Source organism: Peteryoungia aggregata LMG 23059 (assembly GCF_030814435.1).
Taxonomy (GTDB): Bacteria; Pseudomonadota; Alphaproteobacteria; order Rhizobiales; family Rhizobiaceae; genus Allorhizobium; species Allorhizobium aggregatum.
In genome coordinates, this window is record NZ_JAUSUW010000001.1 from 417,425 (window position 1) to 437,351 (window position 19,927).

The 19,927-nt window shown below is 63.5% G+C and carries 18 protein-coding genes; 15 read left to right on the forward strand and 3 right to left on the reverse strand.

Annotated elements, in window-relative coordinates; genetic code table 11:
- The first annotated feature begins 15 nt into the window (after window positions 1–15).
- The 4 genes from J2045_RS02005 to J2045_RS02020 all read left to right on the forward strand — a co-directional run bounded on the left by J2045_RS02005 (window position 16) and on the right by J2045_RS02020 (window position 4,320).
- Window positions 16–1,488, forward strand: a complete 1,473-nt coding sequence (locus J2045_RS02005) for a benzaldehyde dehydrogenase (RefSeq protein WP_307368750.1) — start codon at window positions 16–18, stop codon at window positions 1,486–1,488.
- A 76-nt stretch (window positions 1,489–1,564) separates the two neighbouring features.
- Window positions 1,565–2,332 (forward strand): coniferyl-alcohol dehydrogenase, encoded by a 768-nt coding sequence (locus J2045_RS02010; RefSeq protein ID WP_166598921.1) that lies wholly within the window; start codon window positions 1,565–1,567, stop codon window positions 2,330–2,332.
- Window positions 2,333–2,406: 74 nt separating this feature from the next.
- Complete coding sequence (locus J2045_RS02015) at window positions 2,407–3,279, forward strand: alpha/beta fold hydrolase (RefSeq protein WP_166598922.1); 873 nt, start codon at window positions 2,407–2,409, stop codon at window positions 3,277–3,279.
- 147 nt (window positions 3,280–3,426) lie between these two features.
- Window positions 3,427–4,320: a SphA family protein gene (locus tag J2045_RS02020; RefSeq protein WP_307368755.1), complete on the forward strand. Its 894-nt coding sequence runs from the start codon at window positions 3,427–3,429 to the stop codon at window positions 4,318–4,320.
- A 48-nt stretch (window positions 4,321–4,368) separates the two neighbouring features.
- Here the strand turns inward: J2045_RS02020 and J2045_RS02025 are convergent, their stop codons facing one another.
- Complete coding sequence (locus tag J2045_RS02025; protein WP_307368758.1) at window positions 4,369–4,701, reverse strand: protein tyrosine phosphatase family protein; 333 nt, start codon at window positions 4,699–4,701, stop codon at window positions 4,369–4,371.
- A 139-nt stretch (window positions 4,702–4,840) separates the two neighbouring features.
- On the opposite strand from J2045_RS02025, the gene J2045_RS02030 reads away from it, so the two are divergent.
- The 10 genes from J2045_RS02030 (at window position 4,841) to J2045_RS02075 (ending at window position 16,497) form a co-directional block, all read left to right on the forward strand.
- Window positions 4,841–5,158: an ArsR/SmtB family transcription factor gene (locus J2045_RS02030; RefSeq protein WP_205910934.1), complete on the forward strand. Its 318-nt coding sequence runs from the start codon at window positions 4,841–4,843 to the stop codon at window positions 5,156–5,158.
- Window positions 5,159–5,266: 108 nt separating this feature from the next.
- Window positions 5,267–5,467: a YgaP family membrane protein gene (locus tag J2045_RS02035; protein WP_166598925.1), complete on the forward strand. Its 201-nt coding sequence runs from the start codon at window positions 5,267–5,269 to the stop codon at window positions 5,465–5,467.
- 8 nt (window positions 5,468–5,475) lie between these two features.
- Window positions 5,476–6,462 carry an efflux RND transporter periplasmic adaptor subunit gene (locus J2045_RS02040; RefSeq protein ID WP_307368765.1) on the forward strand — a complete coding sequence of 329 codons (987 nt, stop codon included), beginning with the start codon at window positions 5,476–5,478 and terminating at the stop codon, window positions 6,460–6,462.
- A gap of 53 nt (window positions 6,463–6,515) precedes the next feature.
- Window positions 6,516–9,704 (forward strand): efflux RND transporter permease subunit, encoded by a 3,189-nt coding sequence (locus J2045_RS02045; RefSeq protein WP_307369238.1) that lies wholly within the window; start codon window positions 6,516–6,518, stop codon window positions 9,702–9,704.
- Between the two features lie 140 nt (window positions 9,705–9,844).
- Window positions 9,845–10,882, forward strand: a complete 1,038-nt coding sequence (gene bchI / locus J2045_RS02050) for a magnesium chelatase ATPase subunit I (RefSeq protein WP_307368768.1) — start codon at window positions 9,845–9,847, stop codon at window positions 10,880–10,882.
- The gene (locus J2045_RS02055) at window positions 10,875–12,707 is read left to right on the forward strand and encodes a VWA domain-containing protein (RefSeq protein ID WP_307368771.1); all 1,833 of its coding nucleotides are present in this window, start codon (window positions 10,875–10,877) and stop codon (window positions 12,705–12,707) included. The genes bchI and J2045_RS02055 overlap by 8 nt, the downstream gene beginning before the upstream one ends.
- On the forward strand, window positions 12,704–13,612 hold the full coding sequence (gene bchO, locus J2045_RS02060; protein ID WP_307368774.1) for an alpha/beta fold hydrolase BchO: 909 nt from the start codon (window positions 12,704–12,706) through the stop codon (window positions 13,610–13,612). The genes J2045_RS02055 and bchO overlap by 4 nt, the downstream gene beginning before the upstream one ends.
- Window positions 13,609–15,180, forward strand: a complete 1,572-nt coding sequence (locus J2045_RS02065; RefSeq protein WP_307368777.1) for a phytoene desaturase — start codon at window positions 13,609–13,611, stop codon at window positions 15,178–15,180. The genes bchO and J2045_RS02065 overlap by 4 nt, the downstream gene beginning before the upstream one ends.
- Window positions 15,177–16,346, forward strand: coding sequence for a phytoene/squalene synthase family protein (locus J2045_RS02070; RefSeq protein ID WP_307368781.1), 1,170 nt, complete (start codon window positions 15,177–15,179; stop codon window positions 16,344–16,346). Before J2045_RS02065 ends, J2045_RS02070 begins: the two co-directional genes overlap by 4 nt.
- Window positions 16,339–16,497, forward strand: a complete 159-nt coding sequence (locus tag J2045_RS02075) for a hypothetical protein (RefSeq protein WP_307368782.1) — start codon at window positions 16,339–16,341, stop codon at window positions 16,495–16,497. The genes J2045_RS02070 and J2045_RS02075 overlap by 8 nt, the downstream gene beginning before the upstream one ends.
- Before the next feature lie 20 nt (window positions 16,498–16,517).
- Here J2045_RS02075 and J2045_RS02080 read toward each other — a convergent pair whose 3' ends face one another.
- Entirely contained in the window at window positions 16,518–17,357 is an 840-nt protein-coding gene (locus J2045_RS02080; RefSeq protein WP_307368784.1) for a carotenoid 1,2-hydratase family protein, read from the reverse strand.
- 8 nt (window positions 17,358–17,365) lie between these two features.
- Window positions 17,366–18,946, reverse strand: a complete 1,581-nt coding sequence (crtD, locus tag J2045_RS02085) for a 1-hydroxycarotenoid 3,4-desaturase CrtD (protein ID WP_307368787.1) — start codon at window positions 18,944–18,946, stop codon at window positions 17,366–17,368.
- A gap of 106 nt (window positions 18,947–19,052) precedes the next feature.
- On the opposite strand from crtD, the gene J2045_RS02090 reads away from it, so the two are divergent.
- On the forward strand, window positions 19,053–19,925 hold the full coding sequence (locus J2045_RS02090; protein WP_307368789.1) for a polyprenyl synthetase family protein: 873 nt from the start codon (window positions 19,053–19,055) through the stop codon (window positions 19,923–19,925).
- Window positions 19,926–19,927: the final 2 nt, after the last annotated feature.

The following is a 19,927-nucleotide window of genomic DNA, read 5'->3' on the forward strand; positions in this document are numbered from 1 at the left end:
AGAGGAAATCGCGACATGAACATGCACACAGCCAACTTCATCGACGTCGGTCGCTGGAACGGACAGGCCTATATCTCGGACTGGCAGCGGACCTCGGCGGGCACGCTCGAGGTGGTCGATCCCGCAAACGGCACGGTCCTGTGCTCCGTCGGCCTCGGCGGGCCTTCCGACATTGCAAGGGCCGCCCTGACAGCCAGGGCCGCCCAGCCGGCCTGGGCAAAGATGCTCCCGGCCGAGCGCGCCAGTATCCTGAACCGCGCCGCAGATCTGCTCGAGCAGCACGGCACCGAGCTTGCAGGCTGGATCATGCGGGAATCCGGATCAATCCATGCCAAGGCGATGATCGAGATCGAGCACGGCGCCCTCTTCATCCGCCACGCGGCCTCCCTGGCCATGCAGCCGAGCGGCATGTTCCTACCCGGCATGGACGGCCGCACGAACTATGCCCGGCGCGTACCCCACGGCGTGGTCGGCGTCATTTCCCCCTTCAATTTCCCGCTGGTCCTGTCGGTGCGCTCCATCGCGGCCGCACTAGCGCTCGGCAACACCGTGGTCCACAAGCCGGATCCGCGCACGCCGGTGTCCGGTGGCGTGATCATCGCCCGCATCTTCGAGGAAGCCGGACTGCCGAAAGGCGTCCTGCACATCGTCCCCGGCGGGGCCGATGCCGGCGAAGCCCTCTGCAGCGACCCGAACGTCGCGATGATCTCTTTCACCGGCTCAGCCAAGGGTGGCGCCAAGGTCGGCGAGATCTGCGGTCGCAATCTCAAGCGCGTGCAACTGGAACTCGGCGGCAAGAACGCCCTGATCATTCTCGACGACGCAGACCCTGATATCGCCGCATCGAATGCCGCCTGGGGCGCCTTCCTGCACCAGGGCCAGATCTGCATGGCGACGGGCCTGGTGCTCGTCGACCGCAAGATCGAGGCGGCCATCACCGAGCGACTGGTGACCAAGGCAAAGCATCTGCCTGCCGGCGATCCCTCCACCAATCAGGTGGCACTTGGCCCAATCATCTCGGACGCGCAGGTATCGTCGATCCAGAAGATCGTCGACGACGCCGTCGCCAAGGGCGCGAAGCTTATGGCCGGCGGCACCCATGACGGCCGCTTCTACGCGGCAACGGTCCTTTCCGGTGTGAAGCCGGGCATGCTGGCCTTCGAGGAAGAAATTTTCGGTCCCGTTGCCTGCATCGTCGGTTTCGAGACAGATTCGGAGGCCGTGGAACTCGCCAACCGCTCGGATTACGGCCTCGCCGCCGGCGTCATCTCCGGCAATGTCGGACGGGCCATGGCCGTCGGCGACCAGTTGAATGTCGGGCAGCTCCACATCAACGACCAGACCGTCAATGGCGGCCCCTACGCCCCCTTCGGCGGGCGCGGCAAGTCCGGCAACGGCACCCGTGTCGGCGGCCCGGCCGACATCGAGGAATTCACCCAGTGGCAGTGGGTCTCCGTAAAGGACGCCGCCACCGCTTACCCGTTCTGAGCTCAAACACACACGCTCTCGCCGCCGCTTGCGGGCAACCGCAGCGGTCGGCGCGGACACTAGCAGGAGAAACACCATGACCCTCTCTGGTAAGACAATCGTCATCACGGGATCTTCGTCAGGCATTGGCGCTGAAGTTGCCCGCCTCGCCCGCTTCCATGGCGCAACGATCATCGGCGTCGACCGCAACGACCCGATGGTCACCGTCGATGGTTTCGTGAAGGCCGATCTCAGCGACCCCTCCGCGATCGACGCGGCCATTGCGCAGCTCCCCCAGCAGATTGACGGCCTCGTCAACACCGCAGGCGTGCCGGGCACAGCCGACCGTGACCTCGTTGCCAAGGTCAACTATCTCGGCCTGCGCCATCTGACCGAAGGCCTCGTCAGCCGCATGCCGAAGGGCGCCTCGATCGTCAACTTCGCCTCGATCCTCGGGGCGGAATGGCCCAAGCGCCTCGACCAGCATAAGACCCTGGCAGCAACCGAGAGCTTTGCCGACGGACTTGCCTGGCTTGCGAATAACCCCGTGCCGCAGGAAACCTGCTACCAGTATTTCAAGGAAGCCCTGATCGTCTGGACGGCCAAGCGAAGCTTCAGCCTGTTCATGCAGAACGATATCCGCATGAACTCTGTCGCCCCGGGACCTGTCTTCACCCCAATCCTCGGCGATTTCGTCACCATGCTCGGCGAAGAGCGTGTCAAGCGCGATGCAGGCCTTATGAAGCGCCCGGCACTGGCCGACGAGATTGCCGGTCCGACCGTGTTTCTCCTGTCCGACGCGGCCCGCTGGGTCACAGGCGTCAATCTCCCGATCGATGGCGGCCTCAACGCCGTCTTCATCTGACACCCCCACCACACCGGAGCCGGGTGTGACGATGACGCGTCACACCCGACCAGCCACCGAAAGCGAGAGTTGCGATGGACCAGACGACGACAAGGAAGACCCCGGACGACCGCTACCTGAGCCTCGACGGCATATCGATCCGATATCGCGACACCGGCGGCGACGGACCGGTTGTGCTGCTCACTCATGGCATCGCGGCCTCCCTGGAAATGTGGTATCCGCAATTATCGGCCCTCGGCATGTCCTTCCGCATTATCGCCTGGGATCTGCCGGGCCATGGCCTGTCGGCACTGGGGCATCAGCCGTATGACCCGGACAAGTTTGCCACCGTCGGCATCCAGTTTCTCGACGCCCTGAAGATTGATGCGGTCGTGCTCGTGGGCAATTCCATGGGCGGCGGCATTTCCCTGCGGATGGCAGGGCTACAACCCCATCGGGTGAAAGGCCTGCTTCTGGCGGATGCGGCCACGCTCGCCAGAAGCGTCTTCATTGGCTTCCGGTTGATGACGCTGCCAGTGCTCGGCGAAATCATGAACAAGCCCGGCCCTATGGCTGTCGATCAGCAGTTGAAAGGGATCTTTCACGACCCCTCCGTCATCACCGACGATTTCCGCGCCATCGTGACCCGCAACGTGATGCAGGCCGACCGCGTGAAACCATTCCTCGCCACCATGCGCCTGATGTCAAACATTACCGGCCAGAGAGCAGCGATGGTCAAGAAGTCCCATGCCCTACTGGCAGAGGTGAGCATGCCCACCGTCATCCTGCATGGGCGCCAAGACACCGTGCTGCCACTTGAGGGATCGCTTGCCGCTCACAGGCTCGCGCCACAGACCGAAATGATCGTGCTCGAAGACTGCGGCCACACCCCACAGATCGAGCAGCACGACCAGTTCAACCAGGTCATTCGAAACCTCGTCGCGAGAGCGATGAAGCCAACTGAGTAAAGGAGAAAACGCGCCGATGAATTGACGATCCGCCATTGGGAGACCGGCCGGTGGCCGGTGGAGGATTTCAAGACCTTTCAATTGTGAATGAACACGGACTTGCCTCGCGACGAACAACGGATTTCGTCCTGGGCAATGGGGAGAGAGATGAGAAAGATATTGTTTTCGGTCGCCACCGCGACCGCATTGCTGAACGTTGTTTCGGCGCATGCCCACGAACCTGGCACACCGACAATCATGCCGACAGGCGCCTCTATTGGCGTTCCCGTCGGCGCCAATCCGCCACCGGGCCTCTATTACTCGAACCGAAACGAGTATTTCACCGGCGAAGTTTACAATGGCGACGTCGCCTTGCCGATCGATATCGATGTGAGGGCCTCTGCCCAGCAGTTTCATTGGGTGCCGGGCAACACCATCCTGGGCGGAACCTACCGCGCCATGGTCCTGCTGCCGATCGTCTGGGCCGATCAGAACTCCTCAGGCGTCGAATCCGACGAATTCGCCCTGGGCGACACGACGATTTCGCCACTCAACCTGTCCTGGATGGTGGCACCCGGTGTCTTCGTCCAATCCGGCATCAGCTTTGGCCTGCCGACGGGCGAATTCAGCACGGCGACCGGATCGCTGAACACCGGCACCAATGCCTTTTCGACAGGCTTTGACGTCGGCTTCAGCTATCTCAACGACGGCTGGAACCTCTCCGCCCACGCCAACTATTTCATCTATGGCGAAAACCCCGACACCGACTATCGGTCGGGCCAGGAATTGCTGGTCAACTGGACGGCGATGAAGGACATCGGCGGCCTCAAGATCGGCCCGGTTGGCTACTGGCGCAAGCAGATGACCGATGACAAGAATGACGGGTACTTCTACGGCGGAACGATCAGCGGTCGCGCCGAACAGGTTGGCCTCGGCATCGGCGTGTCGAAACAGTTCGGACCGGTCGAAGTCAACCTCAACTATGTCCACGACTTCAAGGTCGAGAACACACTCGGCGGCGACAAGGTGCTGCTGAACCTGACCATGCCTCTGCAATTCTGACCAAAGAACGCGAGCCGAGATCCTGCACAGGTCTCGGCTCTTCGGCTGTCACGCGCGTTTCGCCATTTCGTAGGCCGTGGCGCAGCGCTGTCCGGATGCGCAATAGGCGAGAACCGGCCCCGACTGCAACTTCAGCAAGTCCTTTAACCGCAGCGCCTGGTCGAAGGAAAACGAGCCCGGAACGACCGGCAGATAATGGGCCTCGATCCCCGCCTCCTGGGCTGCCTTGGCAACCTCCTCAAAGGACGGCTGCCGGAACCCTTCGCGGTCCGGTCGCATGCAGATAACGGTCTTGAAGCCGAGATCGGCGATCTCCTTGAGATGGGAGGGCTGGATTTGCCCGGCCACATGAAAACTGGGGTCGATACTGCGTATGCTCATCACGTCACTCCTGTTCGCACCTTCCGCCAGACGGGCAGCAAGCACAGTCAATCACATATGATTTGTGTTATGTATTTTGGATGCCCCACCAGGCATGTCAACACTTGCCAGACAAAGATTATCAGTTATATTCGTATCTATGAAGATTGACCCTGAGCAAATGAAGGCTGGCGCCGACATGGCAAGCGAACTCCTGAAGTCGCTGTCCAACCGATATCGGTTGCTGATCCTGTGCCGCCTTGCCGACGGCGAGCATTCAGTCGGCCAGCTCGCCGAATTCCTCGGCATTCGAGACAGCACCGTGTCACAGCATCTCGCCCTCCTGCGACGCGAAAAGATCATATCAGGCCGCCGGGACGGGCAGACAATCTGGTACCGAATCGAGAGCGAACCCGCACGTGCCGTGATCGGCACTCTCTACAGCAGCTTCTGCAAGACCTCCGACTGCGCCGCCTGAGAGCCTCGCGCACATCCCGCTGAGGCGGTTGAGGGCGAAACTCACCCTTGACTTCTGTCTGCCTAATATATACGTAACATCGTAGGTATGAATGTTAAGGGGAAAAACATGTCGATCGATCGTGCAGTTCTCGTCTTCGCCGGCATCATGGTTCTGGCGTCGCTCCTATTGACCCACTTTGTCCATCCCGGCTTCGTCTGGTTCACCGCATTCATCGGGGTGAATATGATTCAATCGGCATTTACGGGCTTCTGCCCGGCTGCCATGATCTTCCGGAAGCTGGGGCTTCGTCCCGGCACCGCGTTCTGAGGGATCCGATGAAGATGCGCACTGCCTTGATCTGCCTGACCACCGGCCTCGTCGCAGCCGCAGCTGGCCTGACGGCCGCGCAGGCCGCAGACCTCACACTCGAACCTGTCTCGATACCGGAGATGAAGGCCGTTTACGGTCAGATCCAGCCACGCAACAGCGTGCTTGCCCGGGCAAGACTGGGCGGCACCCTTGCCAGCCTGACGGTCACCGAGGGTGACGTCGTGAAGGCTGGCGATGTCATCGCGGAGGTGAAGGACGACAAGATCGACTTCCAGATCAAGGCGGTGGATGCGCAGCTTCTCGGTCTCCAGGCCTCAAAGAAGGATGCGGAGGTCGAACTCGAGCGTGCCGAGCGCCTCGTGCGCAGTGGCGCAACCAGCACGCAACGTCTCGACCAGCTGAGCACCCAGCTCGACGTGATCACCAATCAGGTGCGGCAGGCGGAAGCGCAGCGGTCGCTTCTGGTCCAGCAGATGTCGGAAGGCGCGGTCCTCGCGCCATCCGACGGACGTGTGATCTCGGTCCCCGTGACCCGCGATGCGGTCGTCATGGCCGGCGAAACAATTGCCAATATCGCCGGTGGCGGTTTCTTCCTGCGCCTGGCCATTCCCGAACGCCATGCCCCGCAGCTGACCGAAGGCGCCTCCATCCGGATCGACGCGGGTGGCGAGCGGCTTGAAGGCGAGCTGGTGAAGATCTACCCCCAGATCGAAGGGGGCCGCGTGACGGCAGACGTGGAGGTCGAGAATCTCGACACCGATTTCGTCGCAGCACGGGTGCTTGTCGAACTCCCCGTCGGGGAGCGGCAGGCACTTCTGGTTCCAGCGACCGCCATGTCCAACCGCGCGGGTGTCGATTTCGTCCCCGTTCGCGAGGGCGACAAGATCGTCGAACGGGCAGTCGTTGCCGGTGAGACCCTGGAAATCGAAGGAAGCCGGCAGGTCGAGATCCTCTCGGGCCTCGTCGCTGGTGATGTCGTGGTGACCGAATGAGCGATCCTGTGCGCGCACCCTCGAACGGCCAGCAACCGGACGACGACACCCCCATGACCAATCTCGGCATCGCCGGCAACCTGACTCGCGCCTTCATCAAGTCGCCGCTCACCCCCCTATTCCTGATCGCCGCCTTCGCCTTTGGCCTCGTCGCGCTGATGAGCCTGCCGCGCGAGGAAGAGCCGCAGATCTCCGTCCCAATGGTCGACATCATTGTTCAGGCACCGGGCCTGCGCGCCGACGATGCGGAGAAGCTGATCACCGAGCCGCTGGAGACGATCGTCAAGAGCATCAACGGTGTCGAGCACATCTACTCCCAATCCTACGACAACATGGTCCTGGTGACCGCCCGCTTCCTGGTCGGCACTTCATCGGATGCGGCCGTTTTGCGCGTGCATGACAAGGTGCGGGCCAACCTCGATCGAATTCCCGTCGGCATTGCCGAGCCCAAGGTCGTCGGGCGTGGCATCGACGACGTGGCAATTGTCACGCTAACCTTCTCCCCGACGAAGGAGGCGGCCGGCCATGTCGGCGCCAACGACCTCACCCGCATCGTCCGCGAAGTGCGCAACGAGATCGCCAAGGTCGAGGATGTCGGCCTGACCTATGTGGTCGGAGAAACCAACGAGATCATCCGCGTCTCGCCACAGCCGGAGAAGCTCGCGCTCTACGGCATCACCCTACAGCAACTCGCCGGAAAGGTCGCCGGCGCCAACACGGCGATGCCTGCCGCGCAGGTGCGCGAGGGCGGACGACAGATCGACGTCATCGCCGGTGAAACGCTGTCCACACCCGCCGAGATCGGCAACCTGCTGCTAACCGCCCGCGACGGACGTCCGGTCTATGTGCGTGACGTCGCGACGATCGAATTCGCTACCGACACCAGCGAGGCATTGGTCTCAACGCTGCGCATGGACGGCGAGACGATCGACCGCACGCCCTCCGTGACGCTGGCCATTGCCAAGCGTGCCGGCTCGAACGCCGTGGTCGTGGCCGAGCACATCCTTGAGCGGGTCGAGGCCATGGAAGGCAAGCTGATCCCGGAAGACATCAGGGTCGATGTCACCCGGGACTATGGCGAGACCGCCAACGAGAAGGCCAACGAGCTCCTCTACCACCTTGGCCTTGCGACGGTCTCGATCATCGCGCTCGTGTGGCTGTCGATCGGGCGCCGGGAAGCACTTGTCGTTGCGATCGTCATCCCCGTAACCATCCTGCTCACCCTCTTCGCTTCGTGGCTGATGGGCTATACGCTGAACCGCGTCTCGCTCTTCGCGCTGATCTTCTCTATCGGCATTCTCGTCGACGATGCGATCGTCGTCATCGAGAACATCGCCAGGCATTGGGGCATGGGCGACAATCGCTCGCGCCGGCGCAGCGCCATCGAGGCCGTCGCCGAGGTCGGCAATCCGACGATCGTCGCGACGCTGACGGTTGTCGCCGCACTGCTGCCCATGCTCTTCGTTTCCGGCATGATGGGCCCCTATATGAGCCCGATTCCGGCCAATGCCTCAGCCGCGATGATCTTCTCCTTCTTCGTCGCAGTCATGGTCACACCCTGGCTGATGCTGAAGGTCGCCGGCAATGCGCCCGTTCACGCCCATGGCGATCACGAGACCGGCGGCGCGCTGGGGCGGATGTATGCAGCGACTGCGCGTCCGATCCTGGCGACCAAGACCAGAAGCTGGATCTTCCTGGGCCTGGTCGGCCTGCTGACCCTCGGCTCGCTCAGCCTGTTCTACACCAAGCACGTGACGGTGAAGCTCCTGCCCTTCGACAACAAGTCGGAGCTACAGGTGACGATTGATCTTCCCGAAGGCTCGTCGGTCGAAGCGACCGACGCGCTGGCCCAGTCGATCGGTCGTACGGTACTCCAGATGCCGGAGGTGCTTTCGGTACAGACCCATGCCGGCACGGCAGCCCCCTTCAACTTCAATGGGCTGGTGCGGCACTCCTACGTGCGAGCCTCATCCAACTTGGGCGATGTGGCGGTCAACCTCGCGCCGAAAGCCGAACGCGACCGGACGAGCCACGATATCGCGCTCGACATCCGCCAGCGCATCGCATCTCTGCCGATGCCGGAAGGCACCAGCCTCAAGGTTGTCGAGCCCCCGCCGGGACCGCCGGTCATGGCAACCCTGCTCGCAGAAATCTATGGCCCGACACCGGAGATCCGCCGCGCAGTCGCCGCCAAGGTGGAAGATGCCTTCCGCTCGGTCCCCTTCATCGTCGACGTCGACAACTCTTACGGTCTGGAAGCCCCGCGCAAGCGGCTGGTGATCTCGACCGACGATGCGGAATTCTACCGCGTCGAGGAAGGCGACGTCTTCGACACCATCGCGATCCTGTCGAATGGCAAGACCATCGGCTATTCACATCGCGGCGAAGGCCGTCCGCCGATCCCGATCCGACTGGAACGGGCCAAGGGCGAAAAAGTCATCGACGAGCGCTTCCTCTCCACCCCGATGCCGGCGAATGTCCTGCCGGGCGACAAGGGCGTGGTCGAACTTGGCGACGTCGTGCGCGTGGTCGACGAGAAGACCACGCTGCCGATCTTCCGCCACAACGGCATCAGCGCCGAGATGGTGACAGCCGAGCTCGCCGGCGACTTCGAGGCCCCGCTCTACGGCATGCTTGCCGTGCAGGAAGCCATCGATGCGCAGGACTGGACCGGCCTGCCCAAGCCGGTGATCTCGCTCAATGGTCAGCCGACCAACGAGGACGAGGCCACGCTGCTCTGGGATGGCGAGTGGGAGGTAACCTGGGTGACCTTCCGCGACATGGGCGCCGCCTTCATGATCGCGCTCCTCGGCATCTACATTCTCGTCGTCGCCCAGTTCGGCTCGTTCAAGGTGCCGCTGGTGATCCTGACGCCCGTGCCGCTGACCTTCATCGGCATCCTCGGCGGTCACTGGCTGTTCGGCGCGCCCTTCTCGGCCACATCGATGATCGGCTTCATCGCGCTCGCAGGCATCATCGTGCGCAACTCGATCCTGCTGGTGGACTTTATCCGCCACGCCGATCACACCGGCAAGACGCTGACGGATGTCTTGATCGAGGCAGGTTCGATCCGCTTCAAGCCGATCCTGCTGACAGCACTTGCAGCCATTATCGGGGCTGCTGTCATCTTGACCGACCCTATTTTCCAGGGGCTCGCCATCTCGCTGCTCTTCGGTCTGGTGTCCTCCACGCTGCTCACGGTGCTCGTCATCCCGGCAATCTACAGGGTGCTCAGAACCTGAGGACGAAGCAATCCCGGCAAGAGTGGCCGCGCCCCCAGCGCGGCCACTTTGCGTTCATGCGCAAGATTCTCCACGAACCCCCTTCAAAGCGACATCAAAAAGTGTAAACTAAATTTTACACTCAAGCTGAGACGGGACCCATGGCCCTACCATTCCCATTCGCCGCCATCGTCGCGCAGGAGGACATGAAGAAGGCCCTCCTGATGGCAGCGGTCGAACCGCTGTTGGGCGGCGTGCTGATCTTCGGCGATCGCGGCACGGGCAAATCGACGGCGGTACGGGCTTTGACCGAACTCCTGCCACCGATCGAAACACGCAGCGGCTGCCGCTACAATTGCCTGCCGGCGGCCCCTCAGCCAGCCTGCACCGTCTGCAATCAGCCGGACAGCCTGAAGCGGCCACCGATCGTCAGGCATCGAGCACCGATGATCGATCTTCCGCTTGGCGCCACCGAAGACCGCGTCTGCGGCTCCCTCGACATCGAGAAGGCGCTGGTCGCCGGCGAGAAACATTTCGAACCGGGATTGCTGGCCGCCGCCAACCGCGGCTTCCTGTATATTGATGAGATCAACCTGCTTGAGGATCACCTCGTTGACCTTCTGCTCGATGCCGCAGCATCCGGTGTCAATGTCGTTGAACGCGAGGGCCTCAGCATCCGTCATGCGGCCCGCTTCGTTCTCGTCGGCAGCGGCAATCCGGAAGAAGGCGACCTCAGGCCCCAGCTTCTCGACCGATTTGGCCTGTCCGTCGAGGTCCGCACCATCGAGGATCTCGATCAACGCATCGACGTCATCAGGCGCAGGGATGCCTACGAGACAGATCCGTCCGCCTTTTCCAAGCTCTGGGCCAAGCGCGACGCTGCGATCGGCCGGCGCGTCGTTGCGGCCCGCAAGATCCTCCGCCAGGTCGAGATCCCGGATCAGGTGGTGATGCGCATGTCGCAGCTCTGTCTGCGGCTCGGCATCGATGGCATGCGCGGCGAACTGACCCTCATGCGTGCGTGCCGCGCGGCAGCCGCCCTTGCCGGACGCACCCTCGTCACCTGGGACGATGTCGCCGACATCGCACCCATGGTGCTCTGCCATCGCCTGCGCCGCGACCCCCTCGATGACGCAGGCACCACGCCGAGGGTCGAACGGGCCCTCGCCACGATCAGCGGCGGTCACGCGCATGGCTAAGCTCGGCCCGCACGAAGCCTTTGAGCAGGCTCTCGACGACCGCGGGGCGGAGCTCTGGGCGGATGCGCGGCTGGCAGCAGACCTCATCGCCTCGGGCAGGTCGGCGATCGGCGGATTGTGGCTCAAGGCGCGCGCTGGTGGCGTGCGAGACCTCTTTCTCTCGCGGCTCCAGGAGCGGATGGGGACCACGACACCGTGGACACGCCTGCCACCGGGTACATCGATCGCCAATCTGACAGGCGGCATCGATCTCGCCGCGACAGCAAAACAGGGCAGGCTGGTGCGCCAGCAGGGCCTCTTGTCCCGGGCGGCCGGAGGCGTCCTGTTGATCCCGATGGCTGAATGCCTGGACTCCGCGCTCGCGGCACTGGTTGCCAGCGCCATGGATGCGCCATCGGCAACCGGCCTCCTGGTGATCGCCCTCGATGAATCCCTGGATGAGGAAGCGCCGCTCTGCGCCACCATCGGCGACCGCCTTTCGCTCCGCGTCGATCTCGACGGCATTGGCTGGCACCATCTGGACGACCAATCGAAAGACACACCGACCAACCTTGAACAGCAAGACGCCTGGCGCGAGGTCACGATTGACGGCCTTCTGCTGAAGGCACTGGCGAGCCTATCCCTGAGCGCCGGCCATGGCTCCTCCCGGATCCTCTCCCATCTCGTCCGCACTGCACGCCTGCTCGCCTGCCGTGACGATCGCACCACGGTGGACGAGGGGGATGTGCTGACAGCCCTTCGTCTCTGCCTCGGGATCCGCCTTGCGCCTGCGAGCAACCAGGCTCCGGCACCGACGGAGGCCACCGCGCCGGAGGATGACAAGGCAGCACAAACGAAGCAGAGCCAGGTCTCAAACGACCCGGAGCCACAGCCCGAAGCCGAAACGGCAAGTCCGACACAGCTGGATACCTTGACGGAAATGCTGTCAGCGGTTCAGGCCGGGGCTCTCGCAGCCGATCCCTGGCTTTCCGTCTCGCAGCGTCCGACGCGCAACTCGGGCCTTGCGGGAAAATCGGGTGGCTTGCGCAAGAATGCCCGGCGCGGCCGGCCTTTCGGTATTGGCCTTGCGCCACCATACCCGGAAGCGAAGCCCGACATTGTCGCAACCTTGCGGGCGGCGGCACCTTTTCAGAGGATCAGGGCCGCCCAGCGCCTTGCCATGAGCAAATCCGCAGCCACACCGACAGCTGAAGCCTTCAGCCCTCGCGCCTTCGTGGTCAGGGACGATTTCCGCTATGTCCGGCTTCGCCACGCAGCCCCCTCGACCGCGATCTTCGTCGTCGACGCCTCGGGTTCCACAGCTCTCGAACGGCTCGGCGAAACTAAGGGCGCCATCGAACAGCTGCTCGCCCGCTGCTATGTCCGCCGCGACGAAGTGGCTCTCATTGCTTTTCGCGGCACCCAGGCAGAGCTTCTGCTTCCGCCCACGCGTTCACTGACAGCTGCAAAGCGCAAGCTTTCCGGCCTGCCGGGTGGCGGCCCGACCCCGCTCGCCGCCGGCCTGAAGGCGGGTCTGGAGCTAGCCCTCACGGTCGAGCGGCGCGGCAGCAGTCCCGTGCTTGTCCTCCTGACAGACGGAAGCGGCAATATTGCTCTCGACGGCACCCCGGATCGCGCGCGCGCGGCCGAAGAGCTTTCGCGGCTCGCGCAAAACTGCAAGGCCAGAGACCTGCGCACGATCTGCATCGACATTGCGCGACGCCCGCGCGAAAGCGTGGCGACCCTCGCCGGAATGCTGGGCGCCGACCTGCATATTCTCCGCCAGGCGGATGCCCGGCGTGTGTCGCACCTCGTCGATCTCTCCATGCAGGAGGCACGGTCATGATGACCGGTCAAGATCGACTGGACTGGGAAACCGATGGCCGATCCTGGCCGCATCGCAGCGCGAGCCGGTTCCTGCAGACCGCCTCCTGCGACTGGCATGTACAGATCGCGGGGCCGGACAATGGTCCCGTGGTCTTGTTGCTGCACGGCACCGGCGCCGCCTCCCACTCCTGGCGCCATCTGCTTCCGCTTCTGTCCACGCGCTTTCGTATCGTCGTGCCTGACCTGCCATGCCATGGCTTCACCCGTCCGCGCGAGCCTGCCGACCTCTCGCTGCCCGGGATGGTTCGCGCCCTGACCGAACTGCTGGCGCTGCTGGACCGCTGCCCTGCGGTCATTCTCGGCCATTCGGCCGGCGCGGCGATCGCGGTCACGCTGGCCGCCAGCCATGCCGCAGCCGTTCCACGCCACGTCATCGGCATCAACGGTGCATTTCTGCCCATCAGGGGCAATGCCCTGTTTTCGCCGCTCGCCAAGGCGCTGTTCGCCAATCCGTTCTCCGCCTCGATGTTCTCGCTTTTGTCGCGCGTGACACCCCTCGGCGGCAATCTGCTGACAGCGACCGGCTCGACGATCGACGAGGAGGGCAAGGCGATCTATCGCATGCTGCTCGCCTCGCCGGCCCATGTCCGTGGCGCGCTCGGCATGATGGCAGCCTGGGATCTGACGCGTTTTGACGCGACGTTGCGGCGCCTCCCCTTTCCCATGACGCTGATCGCTGCGCGGGACGACCCGATGGTGCCGATCGAGAACTCAAGCCATGCGGCGCTGCAAGCGCCTGGCAGCCGGCTCATCCTCACCGACCGAGGTGGACATCTGCTGCATGAATGCCGCGCTGGTGAAGTGGCCCGCTGGCTCGATGAGGCAATGGGCGATCAGAGACCGAACGGAGCGGACGCAGCATGAACATCGTCGGACGCTTTCCTCGATCGAACCGGCAACCCGCCGACAACCGACCCCATGCCGTCATCATCGGCGCCGGAGTGGGCGGACTGACGACAGGTGCGCTGCTGGGCGCCAAGGGGTATCGGGTGACGATCGTCGATCCGCTCGACGAACCCGGCGGCCGCGCCTACGCACATCGGCAGGATGGTTTCACCTTCGATGCAGGGCCCACCATCATCACGGCCCCCTGGCTTTTCGAGAACCTCTGGAGCGACTGCGGGGGACGCCTGAGCGACGACGTGGAGCTGCAGCCCAACACGCCCTTCTACCGCGTCCGCTTCGACGACGGCACGGTCTTCGACTATTCCGGGGATCGCGCGGCCATGGAGGACCAGATCGCGCGGATCGAACCCCGAGATGTTGCAGGTTACAGAAGCTTCCTCGATGAGAGCCGCCGCATCTACGAGGTCGCCTTCGAGCAACTCGCGCACAAGCCCTTCCACAGCCTGCTCTTCACGGCGAAAACGCTCGCGCGCCTCGTCCGCCTCGGCGGCTACCGCTCCGTCTATTCGGTCGTGTCGAAACACTTCCGCAGCGACAAGCTGCGGACCCTCTTCTCGTTCCATCCGCTGCTGATCGGCGGCAATCCCTTCTCGGCCACCTCCTTCTACTGCCTGATTGCGCATCTCGAGGGAAAATACGGCGTCCATCACGCCATCGGCGGCACCAATGCGCTGGTGCGCGGGATCGCCTCTCTGGTCACCCGCAATGGTGGCCGCATCAGGCTCAATGAAACGGTCACGGAGATCGAGACGGAGGGCCGAAAGGCTTCGGGCGTCAAACTGTCGTCAGGCGAGCGCATTGCAGCAGACATCGTCATTTCCAATGCCGATCCCGCCACCACCTACGGCCATCTTCTGAAAACCTATCCCCGCAAGCGCTGGACGGATTCGAAGCTCGCCCTAGGCGATTATTCGATGAGCCTCTTCGTCTGGTATTTCGGCACGAACCGGCGATATGACGACGTGCTCCACCACACGATGCTCTTCGGCCCCCGCTACAAGGGGCTGCTCGACGACATCTTCCGCCGTCATCGCCTGGCAGCAGATTTCAGCCTCTACCTGCACCGCCCGACGGCAAGCGACCCCTCGCTCGCGCCACCCGGCTGTGATGCCTTTTACGTACTGAGCCCTGTCCCCAACCTGACGGCCGACACCGACTGGGAGACAGAGGCCGAACGCTATCGGACCAAAATCCAGGCTCGGCTGGAGGACACGATCCTGCCCGGGCTATCGCAGCACATCGTCAGTTCGCGGATCGCGACGCCGGTGGACTTTCGCGATCGTCTTCTTTCCTGGCAGGGGGCGGCCTTCGCCCTGGAGCCGAAACTCTTTCAGAGCGCCTGGTTCCGTCCGCACAACAAGAGCGAGGAACTCGAAAACCTCTTCCTCTGTGGCGCAGGCACGCATCCTGGCGCCGGACTGCCGGGCGTCGTTTCCTCGGCACGCATCGTCGCCGATCTCGTACCGGATCCAGCAGACTTTCTGGCCGAAAGCCGCCAAAGGCTCGGGGGGCCGGCCCATTCATGACTTCCACCGAATTCCATCCCACCGACATGCTCGTCGCACGCCCCCTGGCCCGCAGGCCCATACTCGTCAACTACGGCTTTTCCGGCGAATTCGAGGACGAGAAAGCGTGCTCGGCAGCCATCCGTCAGGGCTCCAAGTCCTTTCATCTCGCCTCACTGCTGCTGCCCTCACCCACCCGTCAGGCGGCAAGGGCACTCTATGCCTTCTGTCGCCACTCCGATGACTTGATCGACGACCCGAGAAGCGGCATGCCGGCCTTGCTAAAGTTGCGGCAGAGGCTCGACCTGATCTATGCGGGCGACCCCGCCCCCTTCGCCTGCGATCGAGCCTTTGCCCGCACTGTTCGTGACCATCAGGTGCCGAAACCCATCGTGGAGGCCTTGCTCGACGGTTTTGCCATGGATCTCGGAGGCCAGCGCTATCGCAGCCTTGCGGATCTCAAGGCCTATGCGACATGCGTCGCTGCAAGCGTCGGCGTGATGATGGCTGCAGTCATGGGCGTGCGGGACAGCGAGGCCCTAGCCCGTGCGGCCGATCTCGGCATCGCCATGCAACTCACCAACATCGCCCGCGACATTGGTGAGGACGCGCGAAACGGCAGGCTCTATCTGCCACTCGACTGGTTGGACGAACACGGCCTGGATGCGGAGGCATTTCTCGCAGCACCGCGCTTCACGCCCGAACTCGGCAAGATCGTTCGAAGGCTGCTTCGCGAGGCGGACCACCACTACCGGCTCGGCCATGCGGGCATTGAAAGCCTCCCTCCCGCATGCCGCCATGCCATCAGGACCGCAGCCCTGATCTACGAGGCAATTGGCACGCAGATCGCCCGCAATGGCTTTGACAGCGTGAGTACGCGCGCAAGCACCGGCCTTCTTCAAAAGACAGGCCTTTTGCTGAAGGGCCGGCACCAGGATCGCCGTTGGTCTGCGACGGCGATGCTTGACAGCAAGGCCCCGCCGGACCCAGCAGCCGCGATGCTGGTAGAGACGCTATCGCTCGCGGGCCATGCGATTGGCAGCGTGCATGATCGCCAGACAGACGAAGGCAAAGAGAACGCCGTCGGACGTCTCACAGAGATCCTGTTGCAACTCCATGCACGAACCCAGCTGGAACAGCAGGAGCGCCGTCTCCTCGCACGAAAGAAGGTGGCCAGCCTTGCTTGAAAACCACTTCGGGCTGATCGAAGCCGTCTTCGTCTTTGGATTGGCCGTCGCATTCTACATCTGGCAGATGCGTGATCTCAGGAAAGAGAACGAGAAGGCAGCGGCGCGCGCCCGACAACAGAAGGACGAAGCGGACGGTCCGACCGACTGACACTTCTTCTCGTCACACCTTCAGCCCCGTCGCGGCATGCGGAACGGCAGCATCAACCGCACGAATGGCATCGACAGACGGCGACAGTCGAGGGTTTCGTGCATCATCACGATATCATCGCCGGCGAGATGGGTGGTAACGAGTGATCGTCGGTAAAAGGGACTGTCCTCCAGCTTCCGGATCACACGCGGAACGGTCCCCATGTCGCAGGCGACGCCCCCTTCCACGCCCCAGAAGCCCCGTGCGAGCGGCTGCCTTGGTGGAGGCGCGAAGGTCCCCATCCGTCCATCCGCATCGAAACGCAGCCCGAAACTCCGGCGTGCTCCATCCGCCAAGACAGAGTCGTAGAGGATGATGGACTGTCCGTCGGATCCATGCCCCTGCCCCCAGTCCCAGCCACGGAAGTCGGCTTCGAGAGGCCTGCTGCCCCAGTTCATGTCGTGATAGCCCTCCCCAGACCAGCCACCATCGAGCAGGTCCGGGCAGCGTAGCGTGATCCGGGACGACGGCGCGACTGGCAGCCACTGGTGATCTCCTGCTTCATCGAGATCGAAACTGACGCTGTTGACGAAGCGCGGCTCGACCACGATGGACCCGCTCATGCGCTTCGGCAGCAGGCGATGGCCCGGCCAGGGAAGGAAGACCTCGTCGAAATCGATCTCGAACCCTTCGCCTCGGGCACGGAACTCACTGGCGGCGATTGCCAGCCTGGCAGGTTCCCGGCGCAGATCCCGCCGCCCGCGCTCCGTCATCGCCCATGCATTCGATGGGGGACCATAAAGGGCAACGTTGAAGGCCACGTGCCGTTCGGGATCACGGCGGCCGGCAAAGTGATAATAGGGTGAGAAGACCGAACCCACGAAGGCAATCACAGTGAAGGCGAACTGCCCGCAGTCGCTCGTCCCGTCTGCATACCACCAGTGGTAACCACCCGGTGGGACCGGGGCGTCGAAGCCAGGTCGGCCATCAGTTGTTCGGCCGCAAGTTTGCCCGAAAGCGCCGCCATCGGCACCCCGGGCCCCGGATGCACGCTGCCTCCCGCCAGATAGAGCCCCGGTATGGGTCCCAGAGATCCCGGGCGGGCGAAGGACGCCATCCATCCATGCGAGGCCATCCCGTAGAGGGCTCCCCCGCTTTCGGGATACAGGGCCGCGAATGTCTCGGGTGTCGTCACGCTCGGCGGATCCTCCGTCGATACGAGGTTCAGGCCATTGAGGGCCATGCGTCGCTCCATGCTCTTCAGACATGTGCTGATCTCGCTTTCCTCGAAACGGCGCCGGTCGCCTTGGGCTGGCATGTTCATCAATGCGTAGATGCGCTCGGGGTGATCGACGCCGGCGCCAAGCCGCCCATCGGCATCCCGGTCCTGGGCACAGACATAGACCGTCGGGTCTTGCGGTGCGACGCCGCCCGAGAAGATCGCCTCGAACTCGGCCTTGTAGTCATCGGAGAAAAACACCGTGTGATGCGCGAGCGCGACCCCCGAGGACCGGGCAAGGCCGCAAGAGACCAGAGCCGAAAGGGATCGGCACGGCGTTCGTGACGTCGCCGCCGCTTTCGCGCCCAGCAGACGCGGCAGCGCGGCGACGTCTCCGTTGTAGACGATATGGCTTGCGGCGATATGCCGACCCTGCCGGGTGACCACGCCCGCGACGCTGCGACGGGATGGATCGATCAGGATCTCTGCAACGCTTTCTCCATAGCAGAACTCGACGCCGAGCGAGGTCGCGAGGGCGGCCAGTCTCGCGGCCAGCGCATGCATGCCGCCCTGCACGGTCCAGACACCCTCCTGCTCCACATGCGCGACCAGCATGAGCGTGGCCGGAGACAGAAACGGGGAGGAACCACAATAGGTGGCGTAACGCCCGAAGAGCTGTCGCAAGCGCGGGTCGGAAAAATATCCTCCAAGCGCGGACCAAAGGCTCGCGAACGGTTTAATGGCCAGAAGGTCGCCGGGACGGGACAGGCCGATCCGTCGAGTGAGAGACAGCGGATTGGGGCGTGGCGCCGCAATGAAACTGTCTTTCAACAACCCGTAAACCCGTCGACTGTCATCGGTGAAGCGGCGAAAGCCCTCCGCTTCGCGGTGGCCTGCAAAGTCCGCGACCGCCCTGCAGCTCTCGTCTGGATCGGCATGCAGGTCGAGACACTCGCCACCTCGCCAGACATGGCGGGCCAGGATGTTTGCCCGGACGAGTGTGAGCTCGTCCTCGACCGTGATGCCGCAACAGGCAAACAGATCGTCGAAGACCCATTTCATGGTCAGAACCGTTGGCCCCGCATCAAAGGAACGCCCCCCGACTTCGACCCGCCGGAGCTTTCCGCCAGGTTCCGACCGTGCCTCGATGACCGTGACGTTGTGGCCGGCAGCGGCAAGGCGCAGGGCAGCCGCCAGGCCCGCCATGCCGGCACCAACGATGGCAATTGCCTCCTCCCTTCGCTCCGCCAAATTCGTCTCCCGCAATGCGTTGACTTCCACACCACTTGTGTCAATCTTAATTGACACAATAGTGAGTAACTTGATTTTTACAAGCCATTCACGGGAGGCAGGCGTCATGGATATACCCGAACGCATTGAAACCGGCATGCAGCGCGCTCTTCGCTACGCCACCGCGAACGGATGCCCGCCGATACTGGCCAGGGCTCTTCGCCACGCCGTCTTTCCCGGTGGCGCCCGGATCAGGCCGCGTCTGTGCCTGGCGGTGGCAGCAGCCTGTGGCGACCGCGAGCCGGGAGCAGCAGATTGCGCCGCCATCGCCATCGAACTCCTGCACTGTGCCTCGCTGGTGCATGACGATATGCCTTGCTTCGACAACGCCCTTCAGCGCCGTGGCGCACCCAGCGTGCATGCACAATTCGGCGAAGAGATCGCGCTGCTGGTCGGTGACGGCCTGATCGTCGCGGCATTCGAGACCGTGGCACGGGAAACACAGCAGACACCGCTTCTCACGGCACCGTTGATCGCGACCATCGCCAATGCGGTGGGCACACCCTACGGACTGGTTGCCGGCCAGGCATGGGAAAGCGAACCGGAGATCAACATCACAGCTTACCACCGCGCCAAGACAGCCTCCCTGTTCAGCGGCGCCGTCTCGACAGGTGCGATTGCCGCGGGCGGCAATCCGAGAGACTGGCTCGGCCTCGCCGATGCGCTCGGCGCGGCCTACCAGGTAGCCGACGACCTCTATGACGCGGCCGGCGGGCAGAACGACGGTGCAGGCAAACCGGCCGGCCAGGACAGCCGCAACGGCAAGCCCAACATCGTCACCAGCATCGGCCTGGAAGCCGCCCTCGATCGCCTGAAGCGACTCGTGGCTGAAGCCGTCGACAACGTCCCCGATTGCCCCGGCGCTGATACGTTCCGTGCGATGATCCGCAACGAGGCGACACGGCTAATGCCGAAGACACTCGCCACCACTGCGGCCTAGGC